Origin of the sequence: Mesorhizobium huakuii, assembly GCF_030160235.1 — a bacterium.
Lineage (GTDB): Bacteria > Pseudomonadota > Alphaproteobacteria > Rhizobiales > Rhizobiaceae > Mesorhizobium > Mesorhizobium huakuii.
In genome coordinates, this window is sequence record NZ_BSNY01000047.1 from 559,766 (window position 1) to 574,809 (window position 15,044).

The 15,044-nt window shown below is 64.4% G+C and carries 14 protein-coding genes; 6 read left to right on the top strand and 8 right to left on the bottom strand.

Annotated features, from left to right (window positions below; translation table 11 throughout):
• Positions 1-9 precede the first annotated feature (9 nt).
• The 7 genes from QQK95_RS24905 to QQK95_RS24935 form a co-directional block, all read right to left on the bottom strand.
• Entirely contained in the window at positions 10-1,023 is a 1,014-nt protein-coding gene (locus QQK95_RS24905; protein ID WP_284277031.1) for an ABC transporter ATP-binding protein, read from the bottom strand.
• Entirely contained in the window at positions 1,016-2,128 is a 1,113-nt protein-coding gene (locus tag QQK95_RS24910; RefSeq protein WP_284277032.1) for an ABC transporter ATP-binding protein, read from the bottom strand. The genes QQK95_RS24905 and QQK95_RS24910 overlap by 8 nt, the downstream gene beginning before the upstream one ends.
• 2 nt (positions 2,129-2,130) lie before the next feature.
• On the bottom strand, positions 2,131-2,337 hold the full coding sequence (locus QQK95_RS24915; RefSeq protein WP_284277033.1) for a hypothetical protein: 207 nt from the start codon (positions 2,335-2,337) through the stop codon (positions 2,131-2,133).
• A complete protein-coding gene (locus QQK95_RS24920; RefSeq protein ID WP_010913114.1) occupies positions 2,334-3,284 on the bottom strand; it encodes a carbohydrate ABC transporter permease in 951 nt (316 codons plus the stop codon). Before QQK95_RS24920 ends, QQK95_RS24915 begins: the two co-directional genes overlap by 4 nt.
• Positions 3,281-4,228: a carbohydrate ABC transporter permease gene (locus QQK95_RS24925; protein WP_027040434.1), complete on the bottom strand. Its 948-nt coding sequence runs from the start codon at positions 4,226-4,228 to the stop codon at positions 3,281-3,283. The genes QQK95_RS24920 and QQK95_RS24925 overlap by 4 nt, the downstream gene beginning before the upstream one ends.
• A 220-nt stretch (positions 4,229-4,448) precedes the next feature.
• Positions 4,449-5,780: an ABC transporter substrate-binding protein gene (locus tag QQK95_RS24930; protein WP_038651785.1), complete on the bottom strand. Its 1,332-nt coding sequence runs from the start codon at positions 5,778-5,780 to the stop codon at positions 4,449-4,451.
• Positions 5,781-6,012: 232 nt separating this feature from the next.
• The gene (locus tag QQK95_RS24935) at positions 6,013-6,711 is read right to left on the bottom strand and encodes a PIG-L deacetylase family protein (protein WP_284277034.1); all 699 of its coding nucleotides are present in this window, start codon (positions 6,709-6,711) and stop codon (positions 6,013-6,015) included.
• Positions 6,712-6,738: 27 nt separating this feature from the next.
• On the opposite strand from QQK95_RS24935, the gene QQK95_RS24940 reads away from it, so the two are divergent.
• The 5 genes from QQK95_RS24940 (at position 6,739) to nhaA (ending at position 13,672) form a co-directional block, all read left to right on the top strand.
• On the top strand, positions 6,739-7,629 hold the full coding sequence (locus QQK95_RS24940) for a DMT family transporter (RefSeq protein WP_284277035.1): 891 nt from the start codon (positions 6,739-6,741) through the stop codon (positions 7,627-7,629).
• Between the two features lie 47 nt (positions 7,630-7,676).
• Complete coding sequence (gene hrpB / locus QQK95_RS24945; RefSeq protein ID WP_284277036.1) at positions 7,677-10,136, top strand: ATP-dependent helicase HrpB; 2,460 nt, start codon at positions 7,677-7,679, stop codon at positions 10,134-10,136.
• 125 nt (positions 10,137-10,261) lie between these two features.
• Positions 10,262-11,587, top strand: coding sequence for an ActS/PrrB/RegB family redox-sensitive histidine kinase (locus QQK95_RS24950; protein ID WP_284277037.1), 1,326 nt, complete (start codon positions 10,262-10,264; stop codon positions 11,585-11,587).
• A 64-nt stretch (positions 11,588-11,651) separates the two neighbouring features.
• The gene (locus QQK95_RS24955) at positions 11,652-12,215 is read left to right on the top strand and encodes an ActR/PrrA/RegA family redox response regulator transcription factor (RefSeq protein ID WP_010913121.1); all 564 of its coding nucleotides are present in this window, start codon (positions 11,652-11,654) and stop codon (positions 12,213-12,215) included.
• Between the two features lie 260 nt (positions 12,216-12,475).
• Positions 12,476-13,672, top strand: coding sequence for a Na+/H+ antiporter NhaA (gene nhaA / locus QQK95_RS24960; RefSeq protein ID WP_284277039.1), 1,197 nt, complete (start codon positions 12,476-12,478; stop codon positions 13,670-13,672).
• Between the two features lie 57 nt (positions 13,673-13,729).
• Here the strand turns inward: nhaA and QQK95_RS24965 are convergent, their stop codons facing one another.
• Complete coding sequence (locus QQK95_RS24965) at positions 13,730-14,230, bottom strand: MmcB family DNA repair protein (protein ID WP_284277041.1); 501 nt, start codon at positions 14,228-14,230, stop codon at positions 13,730-13,732.
• Between the two features lie 109 nt (positions 14,231-14,339).
• Here QQK95_RS24965 and QQK95_RS24970 point away from each other — a divergent pair, with 109 nt between their 5' ends.
• Positions 14,340-14,828, top strand: coding sequence for a hypothetical protein (locus QQK95_RS24970; RefSeq protein ID WP_284277042.1), 489 nt, complete (start codon positions 14,340-14,342; stop codon positions 14,826-14,828).
• The last annotated feature ends 216 nt before the right edge of the window (positions 14,829-15,044 follow it).

A 15,044-nucleotide genomic window follows, 5' to 3' on the forward strand; every position in this document is an offset into this window, starting at 1 on the left:
CGAAACCGTTCACATCAATCTTTGTCCATCGGCGCCGAAATAGAGCGGCGAGCGGTAGCGGATCACCACTTTGTCGCCTTGCGCCAGATCGGTGTCGGGGTCGGTCAGTGTCACCAGTTTCTTCGGCCCCACCGTCACATGCAGATGGTTCTGGTCGCCGAGGTGCTCGACCCAGTCGACGATACCGTCGGCATGGCCATTCCTGGCCTTCTCGATCGTCAGATGTTCGGTGCGCGCGCCGATCGTCCTGGTGCCCGCCGGCGCGCCGCCATCGGGCAGCAGGCCGGTCGGCAAAAGATTGATCGCCGGCTGGCCGAGCCTTGCCGCGACATGCAGGTTTGCCGGCTCCGAATAGATGGTTCGCGGCGACCCGATCTGCACCAGCACGCCGTCGGCGAGGATGCCGATGCGGTCGGCCATGGTCATCGCCTCGATCTGGTCATGCGTGACATAAAGCATGGTCGCGCCGAGTTCGGACTGGATGCGCTTCAGTTCCAGTCGCAGGTCCGCCCGCAGCTTGGCATCGAGCGACGACAGCGGCTCGTCCATCAGATAGATGGCGGGCTTGCGTACCAAAGCGCGGCCGATGGCGACGCGCTGCATTTCACCGCCCGAAAGCTTGGTCGAGCGATTGGCGAGCTTGTGATGGATGCGCACCATCTTCGCCACGTCCTCGACCCGCCGGCGGATCTGGTCCTCCGGGATTTTCCGCGCCGGCGAGCGCAGAGGGAAGGCGAGATTGTCGTAGACCGACAGATGCGGATAGAGCGAGTATTGCTGGAACACGAAGGCCGTGTCGCGCTCGGCCGGCGACAACGTCGTGGCGTTGTGGCCGCCGATTTCGATCGTGCCGCTGTCCGGCCTTTCCAGCCCTGCGATCAGCCGCAGCGTCGTCGTCTTGCCGGCCCCGGTCGGCCCGAGCAGCACGACGAATTCGCCGTCCGCTATATGCAGGTCGAGACCGTTGACGGCGACATGCTCGCCAAAGCTCTTGGTCACGTCCTTGATGTGCACGTCAGCCATGCTGCGCTCTCCCCTGGGAGGCGGTGTCGTGGACCGCGGTTCTCACGGCGCGGCCCGATCCCTTGTCGAACAGCGACAGCCGCGCGCTGTTCAGCGCCAGGCCGACATGGTCGCCGGCATTGAGCCGGATTTCGGCCGGCACCCGCGCCTTGATGATGCCGTCGGCCGTCTCCACCGCGACAATCTGCGTGGTGCCGAGATATTCGGTGCCGTAGATGGCGCCGCGCAGCTTCGAGGCATCGTCGAAACGGATGTGTTCGGGCCGGATGCCGAGCGCCATGTCGCTTGGCGCGATATCCTCGCGCACCTCCGGCACCGCGACCTTCGCGCCCTGGACGACGATCTCCTTGGCGCCCTTGGCGAGCCCGCCCCCAAACCCCAGGAAATTCATCGGCGGCGAGCCGATGAAGTCGGCGACGAACATGGTCGCCGGGCGGTCGTAGATTTCGCGCGGTGTGCCGAACTGCTCGATGACGCCGTGGTTCATGACAGCGATCTTGTCGGCCATCGACATCGCCTCCATCTGGTCGTGGGTGACATAGACTGTGGTGGCGTGGATGCGGTTGTGCAGCTCGCGCAGCTCGTGGACCATGAGGTCACGGAACTCGGTGTCGAGCGTGCCGAGCGGCTCGTCCATCAGGAAGCATTTCGGCCGCCGCACGATGGCGCGGCCGAGCGCGACGCGCTGGCGGTCGCCGCCGGCGAGGCCGGAGACGGATTTGTTGAGCAGATGGTCGATGCGCAGGAGCTTTGCTGTCTCCTCGACACGTACGCGGATTTCGGCCGACGGCATGCCTTGCGCCAAGAGCGGAAAGCCGATGTTCTTGCGCACATTCATGTGCGGATAGAGCGCGAACAGCTGGAAGACGAAGGCGATGTCGCGCTCGCGTGCCCTCAGCATGGTGACGTCCTCGCCGCCGAGCAGGATCTGGCCGCCGGTGGGCAGTTCGAGCCCGGCGATCATGCGCAGTGTCGTCGTCTTGCCGCAGCCCGACGGGCCGAGCATGACGAAGAACTCGCCATCCTCGACGACGAAGTTGGAATCCTGCACGGCGACGAAATCGCCGAAGGCTTTTCTCAGATGCTGAACACGGATCTCGGCCATGATTATTCCGGGAACTTCGAGACGATGATGAACATCACCGTGCCGGCGAGCATGGTGATGAAGGAATAGGTGTAGAGCGACAGCGCGAAAGGCTGGAACAGCATCAGGAAGCCGATGGCGATCAGCGCCGTGGCGATGTTTTCCATCAGGCCGCGCCTGGCCCAGGCCGGCCAGCGCGATTTGCGTTTGACTGATTTGGTCATGCTCATTTGCGCACCGCGCCGAAGGTGATGCCGCGCAGCAATTGCTTGCGAAGCAGGATGGTGAAAACCAGGATTGGCACCAGGAAGATCGTCGTGCCGGCCGCGACCGCCGGCCAGTCCTGGCCGCCTTCGCCGATGATGGTCGGGATGAAGGGGGGCGCGGTCTGCGCCGTGCCCGAGGTCAGGAGTGCCGCGAAGGCATATTCGTTCCAGGCGAAGATCAGACAGAAGATCGCGGTCGCGGCAATGCCGGTCGTCGCTTGCGGCAGCACGGTGCGCCAGAAGGCCTGCAGCCGCGTATAGCCGTCGATCATCGCCGCTTCCTCATATTCGCGCGGGATCTCGTCGATGAAGCCTTTCAAGAGCCACACCGCCAGCGACACGTTGACCGCCGTGTAGAGCAGGATCATGCCGAGCGCGGTGTCCGACAGGCCAAGCTCGCGGTACATCAGGTAGATCGGGATGGCGACCGCGATCGGCGGCATGAAGCGCGTCGACAGGATGAAGAACAGGAGGTCGTCGGCGAGCGGCACCTTGAAGCGCGAGAAACCGTAGGCCGACAGCGTGCCGAGGAAGACCGCGCAGAAGGTCGAGCCGAAGGCGATGATCAGCGAGTTGAGGAAGCGCGGCAGGAAGTTGGACGGGCCGGCGATCACCATGTTGCGCTTGCGCACGGTCTCGTCGCAGAAGCCGGTCGCCGGCCCCAGCGAGTTGATGTATTCCGGCGTCTGCCGCGTGCGCGTCGTAAACAGATTGCAATAGCCCTCGATGCTCGGCTGGAACACGATCTTGGGCGGGTAGGCGATCGAATCCGGCGGCGTCTTGAAGCTGGTGGCGAAGATCCACAAGAGCGGCACGATCGAGATCAGCGCATAGGCGATGATGATCGCGCCGGCGATGCGTTTCGAATTCGCTGACGGTGCGACGACCGAATGGGCAGTGGTCAGGCTCATCTCTGCTTCACCTTGTTGAGCGCCTTGACGTAGATGTTGGCCAACCCGAACACCGCCACGAACAGGATGATGGCGAAGGCCGAGGAATAGCCGGTGCGCCAGCTCTCGAAAGCCTGCCGCTTCAGCGTGATCGAGGCGACCTCGGTGGTCGAGCCGGGCCCGCCGCCGGTCAAGAGATTGACCATGTCGAACATCTTGAAGTTCTCGATGCCGCGAAACAGCACCGCCAGCATGATGAAGGGCAGCGCCATCGGCAGCGTGATCGACCAGAATTGCCGCCAGTTGGAAGCGCGGTCGACCTCGGCCGCCTCATAGATGTATTCGGGGATGGAGCGCAGTCCGGCGAGGCAGATCAGCATCACGTAGGGCGTCCACATCCAGGTATCGACGATGATGATCGACCATGGCGCCAGCGACACGTTGGAGAGCATCTGGATGCTTGTCGGTGGAATGCCGCTGACGAACGAGATGACATAGGAGAACAGGCCGATCTGCGGCTCGTAGAGGAAGCGCCAGAAATTGCCGACCACCGCCGGCGACAGCATCATCGGCACCAGGATCAGCGTCGTCCAGAACGCGTGGCCGCGAAATTTCCGGTCGATCAGCCAGGCCAGGGTGAAGCCGATGAGCGTCTGCAAGAGGATGGTCCAGAATACGAAATGCGCCGTCGTCTGCATGGCGATCCAGATGTCCTGGTCGCCAAGGATGCGCTGGTAGTTGGCAAAGCCGAGATTCTTCACCACCTCGTTCGGCCGGTTGGCCCGGTAGTTGGTGAAGGACAGATAGATCGCCCAGAACAGCGGGAAGATGTTGATGGCGAGCAGCAACAGGATCGTCGGCGAGATGAACAGCCAGGCGAGGCCCTTGTCGCTGATGCCCCGGACCTTGCGGGCCAACGGTTCCGGGGTCGCCCGGGCAACGTTCTCCGCGGTCCGATTGAGCATGGTCAGTCCTGCTTCGGTCACTTGGGTCGTCTCTGTGATGGAATTTATCTGAACTGCGTCCCGTGCCAAGGGTGGCACGGGACCCAGAGCATGATGCCGAAAAGTGTGAAGCGGTTTTCGGACGACATCATGCTCCCTCTATCTTTGGTCCGGAGCGGATGATTTCAGGTCTGTTCGACCTGAAATCATCCGGCTCTGGGCCTAGCTCGGGAGGAGCCGGTTACATCTTGCCATCGTCCTGGAACACCTGGGTCCAGTCCTTGACCAGGCCGTCGAGCGCGTCCTTGGCTGAGCCCTGGCCGGCCACGACATAGTCATGGAAGCGCTTCTGCGAGGCCTGCAGCAGCGGTGCGTAGCTCGGCTCGGCCCAGAAGTCCTTCACGATCGCCATCGAGTCGAGGAAGGCCTGCGCGTAGGGCTGGCTTGACGGGAACTTCGGGTCCTTGACCACGGAGTTCAGGCAGGAATAGCCGCCGAGCGACCACCACTTGGCCTGCACGTCCTTGTTGGCGAACCACTTGATGTATTTCAGCGCCGATTCCTGCTTGTCGGAGTAGGAAACCACCGAAATGCCCTGGCCGCCGAGCTGCGCGAACTGGGCGCCGCCGGGACCCTTGGGATTGACGAAGTAGCCGATCTTGTCACCGCCGACATTCTCGTCCTTCTGCAGGCCGGGCCAGGTGAAGGCGAAGTTCATGTGCATCGCCACCTGTCCGGATTTGAAGGCATCGACGCCTTCGCCCATGTAGCTGTTCGAGGCGCCGGGCGGGGTGCAGCAATCATAGAGCGCCTTGTAGAATTCCAGTCCCTTGACCGAGTCGGCTGAATTGACGAAGCCTTCCATCTCGTAGGGCTTCTTCGGGTTCTCATACTGGAAGCCGTAGCTGTAGAGCACGTCCATGGCGCCCATGGTGATGCCTTCCGAGCCACGCTCGGTGTAGATCGAGGCACCATAGACGGTCTTGCCGTCGATCTGCCGCTTCTGGAAGAATTCGGCGATCTGCTTCAACTGGTCGAAGGTCGCCGGCGGGCCGAGATCCCAGCCATACTTTTCCTTGAATTCCTTCTGCAGTTCCGGCTTGGAGAACCAGTCCTTGCGATAGGTCCAGCCGACGACGTCGCCCATGGCCGGCAGCGCCCAGTAGTTCGGCGTGTTCTTCGGCCATTCGGAGTAACCGACGACGGTCGCCGGCACGAAGTCGTCCATGCTGATCTTCTCCTTGTCGAAGAAGTCGTTCAGCTTGACGTAGTGGCCGTTCTCGGCCGCGCCACCGATCCACTGGCTGTCGCCGATGATCAGGTCGCACAGTTTGCCGTGCGAGTTCAGTTCGTTGAGGAAGCGGTCGGCATAGTTGGTCCACGGCACGAACTCGAATTTCATGCCGATGCCGGTTTCCTTGGTAAAGTCCTTGGACAATTCGACAAGTGCGTTGGCCGGGTCCCAGGCGGCCCAGCAGAGCGTCAGGTCTTCAGCGTGTGCGGCGTTCGAGACGGCTGTCGACGCTGCAATCGCCGAGGCCAGTCCCAACGCCAGTTTCAAGCTCGATTTCATGCCTTCCTCCCATTTACGAAACGCGCCCGGATGACGGTTTCAAGAGCCCTCAACCTCTCTCCTCAGAGGCCTAAACATGGCGGCGCCGGAGCGCGGCAGATGTTTAGTAATTTGTTTAGTGATGCAATTTTTACTAAACAACGCAAGCGAATTCGTTGCTGCGTCGCAACATGACGAAACGGATGATTGAAATCGTTGGGAAATGATCGCCGGATGTCTCTCCGGCAGCCGCTCAGCCGACCTCGCCGATGAGGTTCGTCGGTGGCGTCACCGGCCGAACCGGCGGCGCGGGCGGCAGTAAGGCGCGTATGTCGGCGAAGGGAAATGTAGGCTCGAAGCGAAAAGCCTCGGCCAGGGAACCGGGGACAGCGTTGCATTGGCCGGCGCGAAATTCATTCTGGATGCGCGCCCTCTCGACATATTGCTCCGGCCGCTGTGACCGGTGCATGCGGATCCCCTGCGACTTGATATCCCGGTAGGCGGAAATATCGACATAGTGCGTCGGCGAGAATCCGGTGCCGCCCATCGTATCGGCATGCAGCACCGGGACCGCGAACGAGGCCGCGATGCGCACGCCGTCCGACAGCGCGCGGTGGTCGGCGTGATAGTCGTTGGGCGCATGCGTGATCACCAGCTCCGGCCCGGTCTCGCGGATCAGCGTTTTCAGCGCGCCGATGAGTGCGGCATCGGCCACCAGTTCGCCATCGGGAAAGTCGAGGAAGCGGGGCGTTGCACCAAGCAGCGCGGCCGCGGCCGTTGCTTCCTCGCGGCGGACACGGGCGAGAACGGCGGCATCACTCTTGCCGCCCCTGGCCCCATCCGTGGCCACGGCAAAAGTCAGTTCTGCGCCTTGCGCCGCATAGGCGGCCATCGTACCGAACATGAAGATCTCGATGTCGTCCGGATGCGCACCGAGCGCCAATATTTTCAAACCACTCTCTCCCGGAAATGGAAAAACGTGCCGAACGGAATCCTGCTCGCCCTGATCGCCTATGCAAGCTATTCGGGCAGCGATGCCGTTATCAAGAGCCTGGGCGGACAGTTCACCGTCTTCGAGATCGGCTTCTTCGTCACATTGTTTGCCGGCTTCTTCCTGTTCTTCACCCGTCCGGCGGGCGAGCGCTGGCGCAATTTCTGGCGCATGAAGCGGCCCTGGGCGGTGCAGGCGCGCGCCTGGGCCGGTATCGCGTCGGGCGTGCTCAGCGTCTATGCCTTCACCCACATTCCCCTTGCCGAAGTCTACGCGCTGATCTTCCTGGCGCCTTTGCTGGTCACCATCCTGTCCACCGTCATCCTGAAGGAAAAGGTCGGCCCCTGGCGGTGGCTGGCCGTGGTCGCCGGCTTTGCCGGGGTGATGCTGGTGGTGCGGCCGGGTTTTCGCGAATTGAACCTCGGTCACCTTGCCGCCTTCGTGAACGCCTTCCTCGCTGCGGCCAGCGTCATCCTGCTGCGCTCGCTCGCGCAGCAGGAAAAGCGCACCTCGATGCTCGGCGTGCTTGTCGGCTATGGCCTGCTGTTCAACGGGGCCGGCGCCGCAGCCACCTCGTTCACTCTGCCGAATGCCATGCAGTTCGTCTGGCTGGCGATGGCCGGCGCCTTCACCGCGGGCGGGCAATTCATGCAGCTGCTCGCCGCCAAATACGCTCCCGCCAACCGGATCGCGCCGACGCATTATTCGCAGATCGTCTGGGCGGTGATCCTCGGGGCGCTGTTCTTCCAGGAATACCCGGACTGGCTGACACTGGTCGGCCTCGCGGTCGTCGGCGGCTCCGGCCTGCTGACCATGGTGCGCGAGGAGGTGCGGCTCGGCACCGTGCGCTGGAACCCGTTTGCGCGCACCCGGCTTTGAGACCACGCCGGTTGCACGGCAGCCGTGACCGCTGATATGCGGACGCGATGACGACAAGATCCCTGCCGGAACTTCCGGTATCCGCCGTGCTTCCGGAGCTGAGCGAAGCGCTGGCCGAACGCAACAGCGCCGTGCTGGTGGCGCCGCCCGGCGCAGGCAAGACGACGCTGGTGCCGCTGGCCCTGCTCGATGCGCCGTGGCTGGGCACAGGCAAGATCATCCTGCTCGAACCGCGCCGGCTCGCCGCCCGCGCCGCCGCGCGCCGCATGGCGCAATTGCTTGACGAGGAGCCCGGCGCGACCGTCGGCTATGCCATGCGCATGGAAAACCGCACCTCGGCCAAGACCCGCATACTGGTCGTCACCGAGGGCGTTCTGGCGCGCATGATCCTCGACGATCCCGAACTGCCCGGCGTGTCGGCCGTCATCTTCGACGAATTCCACGAACGTTCGCTCGACGGCGATTTCGGCCTGGCGCTGGCGCTCGACGTGCAGGGCGCGCTGCGGCCGGATCTGCGGCTGCTGGTGATGTCGGCGACACTGGACGGCGCCCGTGTCGCGAAACTCCTGTCGGGCGCGCCAGTGATCGAAAGCGAGGGCCGCGCTTTCCCTGTCGAGGTCAGTTACGACGAACGGCCGGCCGGCGTCCCGATCGAGGATGCGATGGCCAAGGCGATCCGCGCCGCCCTTGCCGATGAGGGCGGCAGCGTGCTTGCCTTCCTGCCTGGCCAGCGCGAGATCGAGCGCACCGCCGAACGGCTGGCCGGCAAGGTCGGCGCCGACACCGACATCGTGCCGCTCTATGGCCAGCTCGACGGCAAGGCGCAGGACGCGGCGATCAGGCCGGCGCCGGCGGGCCGCCGCAAGGTGGTGCTGGCGACGTCGATTGCCGAGACCTCCATCACCATCGACGGCGTGCGCGTCGTCATCGATTCCGGCCTGTCGCGGCTGCCGCGCTATGAGCCGGCAAGCGGCCTGACGCGGCTGGAGACGGTGCGCGTCAGCAAGGCATCCGCCGACCAGCGCGCCGGCCGTGCCGGGCGCACGCAAGCCGGCGTCGCCATCCGGCTCTGGCGCGCCGAACAGACGGCGGCGCTCCCCGCCTTCACGCCGCCGGAAATCCTCGAAGCGGACCTTTCAGGCCTGCTGCTCGACTGTGCCGCCTTCGGTGTGGCCGATCCGACCGGCCTCGCTTTCCTCGATCCGCCGCCGGCGCCGGCGCTCAACGAGGCAAGGGTGCTGCTGCGCGCGCTCCATGCCATCGACGAGGCGGGGCGCCTGACGGAAGCGGGCGCTTCGATGCGCAAGCTCGCTCTGCCGGTGCGGCTGGCGCATATGGTCGCCGAAGCTGCGCGGAGCGGCCATGCCGGCGAGGCGGCCATGCTGGCGGTGCTGCTCACCGAACGCGGCCTTGGTGGCGACGGCGCCGATCTGGAGCGGCGGCTGATGCGCTTTCGCGGGGAAAGATCGCCCCGCGCCACCGCCGCGCGGCAACTCGCGGAGAGGCTGGCCAGGCAGGTGGGCGGGACGAAAGACAGTGAAGCCGCACCGGCCGGTTCTCTTCTCATCAACGCTTGGCCGGACCGCGTCGCCAAGGCGCGCGGCGAGCGCGGCCGTTTCGTGCTGGCAAATGGCTCCGGCGCCATGCTCGATGCCGCCGACCCGCTGGCGGGCGAGCCGTTTCTGGTTGTCGCCGACCTGCAGGGCAAGGCGCAGAACGCCCGCATCGCGGCCGCCGCGGCAATAAGCGAGGACGACATCCGCGCCACGCTGGCCGACCGGATCGAAACGCGTCGGCAGACCAGCTTCGACCGAGAGCGCCGTGCCGTGCGTGTGCGCGAGACGGTGCGCCTCGGCGCCATCACGCTCGCCGAACGCATGCTGCCGGCTCCTTCAGGCGCCGATGCCGACCGCGCCATCCTTGACGCCTTGCGCGAGCACGGGCTGTCGCTGCTGGGCTGGAGCAAGGAGGCCGAGACGCTGCGCCAGCGGCTGTCCTGGCTGCATCGTGGCCTCGGCGCACCCTGGCCCGATATGTCGGATGAAGCGCTGATCGAGCGCCTCGACGACTGGCTGCTGCCCTTCCTGTCGGGGGCGGCTTCCCTGGCCGCCATCGATCCCGGCGTCGTCTCGGCCGGCCTGGCCTCGCTCGTGCCGCACGAGCTGCAGCGCAAGGTCGATGCGCTGGCGCCGACGCATTTCGACGCCCCGTCGGGCAGCCATGTACCGATCCGCTATGACGGTGAATGGCCTGTTCTGGCCATCCGCGTGCAGGAGCTGTTCGGCCTCGACCGCCACCCCGGGATTGCCAACGGCACCGTGCCGCTGACGCTCGAACTGTTGTCGCCGGCGCATAGGCCGATCCAGACCACGCGCGACCTGCCCGGTTTCTGGCGCGGTTCCTGGGCCGACGTGCGCGCCGACATGCGCGGGCGCTATCCCAAGCATGTCTGGCCGGAAAATCCGCTGCTTGCCGCCGCTACCGCCCGTGCCAAGCCACGGGCATGATCCCAAAAAGTGGGACCCGGTTTTTGGAAAAGATCATGCTCAAACAAGAATTGGAGCTCCAATCCGACTCGATCGAATTGGAGCGGGACCTAGCGCTCCTCCTTTCCCGGCTATAATCCTTGGCCATGATCAACATCCTGAACGCGCCCGATTTTCAGCAAAGCCAGCGGCTGCGCCTCAACACGCTGATCCGGCTGCGCTGGCTGGCCATTGTCGGCCAGAGCGTGGCGGTCCTCGTCGTCGCCTATGGGCTGAAATTCCCGCTGCCGGTCAGCCTGTGCTTCGCGCTGATCGCCTGTTCGGCCTGGATGAACCTGTTCCTGGCCTTCCGGTTTCCGGCGGCGCACCGGCTCACCCCGTTCGCCGCCTTCGGCATTCTGATCTTCGACAGCCTGCAGCTTGCCGGGCTGCTCTATATGACCGGCGGCCTGACCAATCCGTTCTCGCTGCTGATGACCGTGCCCGTCGTCATTTCGGCGACTTCGCTGCCCCTGCGCCTCACCGCCATCCTCGGCGGGCTGGTGATGCTGGCGGCGACCTTGCTGGTCTTCGTCCATCTCCCGTTGCCCTGGTATGAAGGCGCGCCGCTGGCCATGCCTTTCATCTATGTCGCCGGCATGTGGATGGCGGTGCTGTCCTCGATCGCCTTCACCGCCATGTATGCCTTCCGGGTGGCCGCCGAAGCGCGGCTTCTGGCCAACGCGCTCGCAGCCACCGAACTGGTGCTGCAGCGCGAGCAGCACCTTTCAGCGCTCGACGGCCTTGCGGCGGCGGCCGCGCATGAGCTCGGCACGCCGCTCGCCACCATCACGCTCGTCGCCAAGGAGATGGAAAAGGCGCTCGGCAGCGACCCGAAATATGGGGAAGACGTAAAGCTGCTGCGCTCGCAAAGCGAACGTTGCCGCGAAATCCTCAAGCGCCTGACCAGCCTGTCGTCTGAGGGCGAGGCGCATCTGTCCCGCTTGCCCCTGACCTCGCTGGTCGAGGAGGTCACCGCGCCGCATCGCGATTTCGGCATCTCGATCAAGCTTCGCCCGGGCGAACGCACCGGGCCGGAGCCGGTCGGGCGCCGCAACCCAGGCGTCATCTACGGCCTTGGCAATCTGGTCGAGAACGCCGTCGACTTCGCCCGCAAGAGCGTCACCGTGCGCTGGAGCTGGGATGAGGCGGCCGTCACTTTCTCGATCATCGATGACGGGCCTGGTTTCCCACCCGAAATCATCGACCGCATCGGCGAGCCCTACATGTCGACGCGCCAGGGCACCGAGGCCGGCGGCGGCCTGGGGCTTGGCCTGTTCATCGCCAAGACTCTGCTCGAACGCTCGGGCGCCACGCTCGACTTCCGCAACTCGAGTGGCCTGGGCGAGGGCGCCGTGGTGCAGATTTCGTGGCCGAGATCGGTCTTCCTGAACCCGGAAACGGCCCCGGCCACCATGTTTGACACTGCGTAAATTGGACAATAGCGACGCAAAACTATATCTGCGTAAAATTAAGGCAGCAGGAATTCTTACGACGATGACAGGCGATGAAAATATTGGCGCAATGGTTGAAGGCGAGGACACCTCGCTTCTGATCGTCGATGACGACAAACCGTTCCTCACGCGTCTGGCCCGCGCCATGGAAACCAGGGGTTTCGTGGTCGAGACCGCCGAGAGCGTCGAGGAGGCCGTGGGCAAGGCCCGCGCCAATCCGCCGGCCTATGCCGTGGTCGACATGCGGCTTGGCGACGGCAACGGCCTCGACGTCGTCGCCGCCATCCGCGAGAAGCGCGAGGATTCCCGCACCATCATCCTGACCGGCTACGGCAACATCGCCACCGCGGTGACCGCGGTGAAGCTTGGCGCCGTCGACTATCTGTCGAAGCCTGCCGACGCCGACGACATCTTCGCCGCCCTCACCCGCACCTCGGGCGAGCGCGCCGCACCGCCGGAAAACCCGATGTCGGCCGACCGCGTGCGCTGGGAGCATATCCAGCGCGTCTACGAAATGTGCGAGCGCAACGTCTCCGAAACCGCGCGCCGGCTCAACATGCACCGCCGCACGCTGCAGCGCATACTGGCCAAGCGCGCGCCGCGCTGAGAGACTGTTTGGAAATCCGGTCTGGCGGCTATCTGATGGCGTTTTCTGCGCTTCCCCGTTCTACTGCGTGCAGTGGAACTGAGCTCACGGACCAATGTCCGCTGCGCTACGGGTCTCGAAACCACCATCATATGACTCACCAGAGCGAATTTCGAAACAGTCTCGGAGACGCTGAGGCATAGTTCGATGCTTGCCTGACAGCTGCAGTTTGAGCATCATCGCGAATGACGCCGGCCGACAGGCGGCATGACGGAGGCGACATGCAGGATTTGAAGCAGCGGCCGGTTTCCGTCTTCCGCGAATTTCTCGACGGCGAGGCGGCAGGCGGCATCATCCTGATGGTGGCGGCGGCGCTCGCCTTGATCGTCGCCAACTCGCCGCTCGCCGAAACCTATTTCTCCATTCTCCATGCCTATCTCGGCCCGCTCAGCGTCTCGCACTGGGTCAATGACGGGCTGATGGCGGTGTTCTTCCTGCTCGTCGGGCTGGAAATCAAGCGCGAGATGCTGGACGGCCAGCTGTCGACCTGGCCGCGCCGCGTCCTGCCCGGCATCGCGGCGGCCGGCGGCATGGTGGTTCCGGCGCTGGTCTATGTCTTGATCAACCGCAGCAATTCGGCCGCACTCTCCGGCTGGGCGATCCCGACCGCCACCGACATCGCCTTCGCGCTCGGCGTGCTGTCGCTGCTCGGCAGCCGCGTGCCGGCTTCGCTGAAGGTCTTCCTGACCGCGCTCGCCATCATCGACGACCTCGGCGCCGTCATCATCATCGCCATCTTCTATACGAGCGGCCTGTCGCTCGCCTATCTCGGCGCCGCCTTCGCCGTCATTGCGGTGCTTGTCGTGCTCAACCGCATGCGGGTGATGACGCTGGTGCCCTATCTCGTGCTGGGCGCCATCCTGTGGGTGCTGGTCCTCAAATCGGGCGTCCACGCCACGCTTGCCGGCGTCGCGCTCGCGCTGACCATTCCGCTCGAGCGCTCCGCCGGGATGGGCCATGATCTCGACCATTCGCCGCTGCACCGGCTCGAGCATGGCCTGCACAAAGTCGTGCCCTTTTTCGTCATCCCGATCTTTGGTTTCGCCAATGCCGGCGTCTCGCTCGCCGGCCTCAGTTTCGGCGCGCTGATCGAGCCGCTGACGCTGGGCGTCGCCGCCGGCCTGGTTGTCGGCAAGCTGGTCGGCGTGTTCGGCTCCTCGGCGCTTGCCATAAGGCTCGGCCTGGCCGACCTGCCGGCCCATGCCGGCTGGTCGCATATGATCGGCATCTCGCTGCTCTGCGGCATCGGCTTCACCATGAGCCTGTTCATCGGCCTGCTTGCCTTCGCCGGCGATGTGGCCCTGCAGGACGCGGTCAAGGTCGGCATCCTCGCCGGCTCCTTCGTCGCGGCCATCCTCGGCGCCGCCGTGCTGCTGATGGCGCCGGCGGCGGGTGGAGCGGAGGAAGAGACGGAGTAGGGGCGTGGTTCGTGGTTTTCTCCCCCTGGGTGGGATGAGGAAACCAAGTCCTGCGAACTACTCGCTTTCCCCCTCCAGCGCCGGCACCGAGACGCCGGCCAGCTCCGCCGCCAGCAGCCGGGCCGCACCGGCGCGCGCGATCCGCAGCATCAGTGCCTTGCGCGTTGCCGCCGCAATGCGGTGCTCCGGCGCCTCGCGCAGGATCTCGGCGCCATAGCCGTCGGAGAGGATGAAGCCGCACTCCTCCGGGAAGATCTCCGCCGGTACGCCGGGATGGGTGGCGAAGAAAAAGCGGTCGCAATGCAGACGGTAGTCGGGCCATTTGCGGTCGACCCGGAAATCCTCGATCGAGGATTTGACCTCGATGATCCAGATGTCGCCTTGCCGGGTCAGCGCCACGAGGTCGGCGCGGCGGCCGGTGGCCAGCGACAGTTCAGGCAGCACATGCGCGCCCATCGCCATGAGCAGCCGCTGCACGCCACGCCGCACCAGCATGGCGCGTTCAGACTGGCGACCGTCGATGAGGGGGTTGATTGCGATAGGGGAAATGATCGGCATGGCAGGCACCATGCCAGATTCTGTTCACGGTTTGAACCCTTTTGTGGTGGGCGATTATCTGGTTGACAAACCCAATGACAAAGCAGGACTGGCCTGATATGAGTCGCGCATGTGGTTTATCGAATTTATACGAAACGAACGGGACGGGCTGATGCGCGCGCCGTTCACTTTTTTGACTGTGCTAATCGGAGGCCTGGTTCTTGGCTTTGCTGGCGGCATGGCATGGCGCGCGCAAGAGGTGGCCAACGCCGAAAGCCTGGGTCGCGTCAAAGACGAGGAACGCCAATACTCGGAACGGCAACTTTCGGATATCAAAACCAACCTCAAGATAAACCCGGCCACCGTAGATATTGGCGGCGGCCACACCGACAAGCCAGACCCTCGCGTAGAGCAGCTAAAGGACGCCTTCAAGGATAGCGGATGGGATGTAGGGGCGATGAAATCGCAATTCGCTACCTCCGATCTTGTCCTTAGCGCGCCAGACCCAAAGGCGGCCAATACAATCGAAAAAGCTTTGAAGGACGCTGGCGTCACCTACCAGACAGCCAAGCCGTCAACTACTGGCGGGACCGACTTCTTCCTAGGTCCAGCCAAGTAGGGGCCACAACCGTCCGGCGTTTAAGCGCGTAGGGTAGCGCTCGCCAGTTTCGAGGCGCATACTGGCCGAATGAGCCGCCCCCTTCCCCTGCCGGGAAACGACAACGGCAAGCCCGTAGATCACCTAGTCGCGGCTACCTTGGCATTGCGCGAAGCCGTCAAGCCCAACTTGAACAGTTGGACGTGAACGGATAGCGAACACTGTCCGTTAAGCCAT

Bases quoted from the DNA above. Each gene is read 5' to 3' on its own strand.
- QQK95_RS24905 (WP_284277031.1), bottom strand. From the start codon at position 1,023: ATGGCTGACGTGCACATCAAGGACGTGACCAAGAGCTTTGGCGAGCAT.
- QQK95_RS24930 (WP_038651785.1), bottom strand. From the start codon at position 5,780: ATGAAATCGAGCTTGAAACTGGCGTTGGGACTGGCCTCGGCGATTGCA.
- QQK95_RS24920 (WP_010913114.1), bottom strand. From the start codon at position 3,284: ATGAGCCTGACCACTGCCCATTCGGTCGTCGCACCGTCAGCGAATTCG.
- QQK95_RS24950 (WP_284277037.1), top strand. From the start codon at position 10,262: ATGATCAACATCCTGAACGCGCCCGATTTTCAGCAAAGCCAGCGGCTG.
- nhaA (WP_284277039.1), top strand. From the start codon at position 12,476: ATGCAGGATTTGAAGCAGCGGCCGGTTTCCGTCTTCCGCGAATTTCTC.
- QQK95_RS24925 (WP_027040434.1), bottom strand. From the start codon at position 4,228: ATGCTCAATCGGACCGCGGAGAACGTTGCCCGGGCGACCCCGGAACCG.
- QQK95_RS24910 (WP_284277032.1), bottom strand. From the start codon at position 2,128: ATGGCCGAGATCCGTGTTCAGCATCTGAGAAAAGCCTTCGGCGATTTC.
- hrpB (WP_284277036.1), top strand. From the start codon at position 7,677: ATGACGACAAGATCCCTGCCGGAACTTCCGGTATCCGCCGTGCTTCCG.
- QQK95_RS24955 (WP_010913121.1), top strand. From the start codon at position 11,652: ATGACAGGCGATGAAAATATTGGCGCAATGGTTGAAGGCGAGGACACC.
- QQK95_RS24970 (WP_284277042.1), top strand. From the start codon at position 14,340: ATGTGGTTTATCGAATTTATACGAAACGAACGGGACGGGCTGATGCGC.
- QQK95_RS24915 (WP_284277033.1), bottom strand. From the start codon at position 2,337: ATGAGCATGACCAAATCAGTCAAACGCAAATCGCGCTGGCCGGCCTGG.
- QQK95_RS24965 (WP_284277041.1), bottom strand. From the start codon at position 14,230: ATGCCGATCATTTCCCCTATCGCAATCAACCCCCTCATCGACGGTCGC.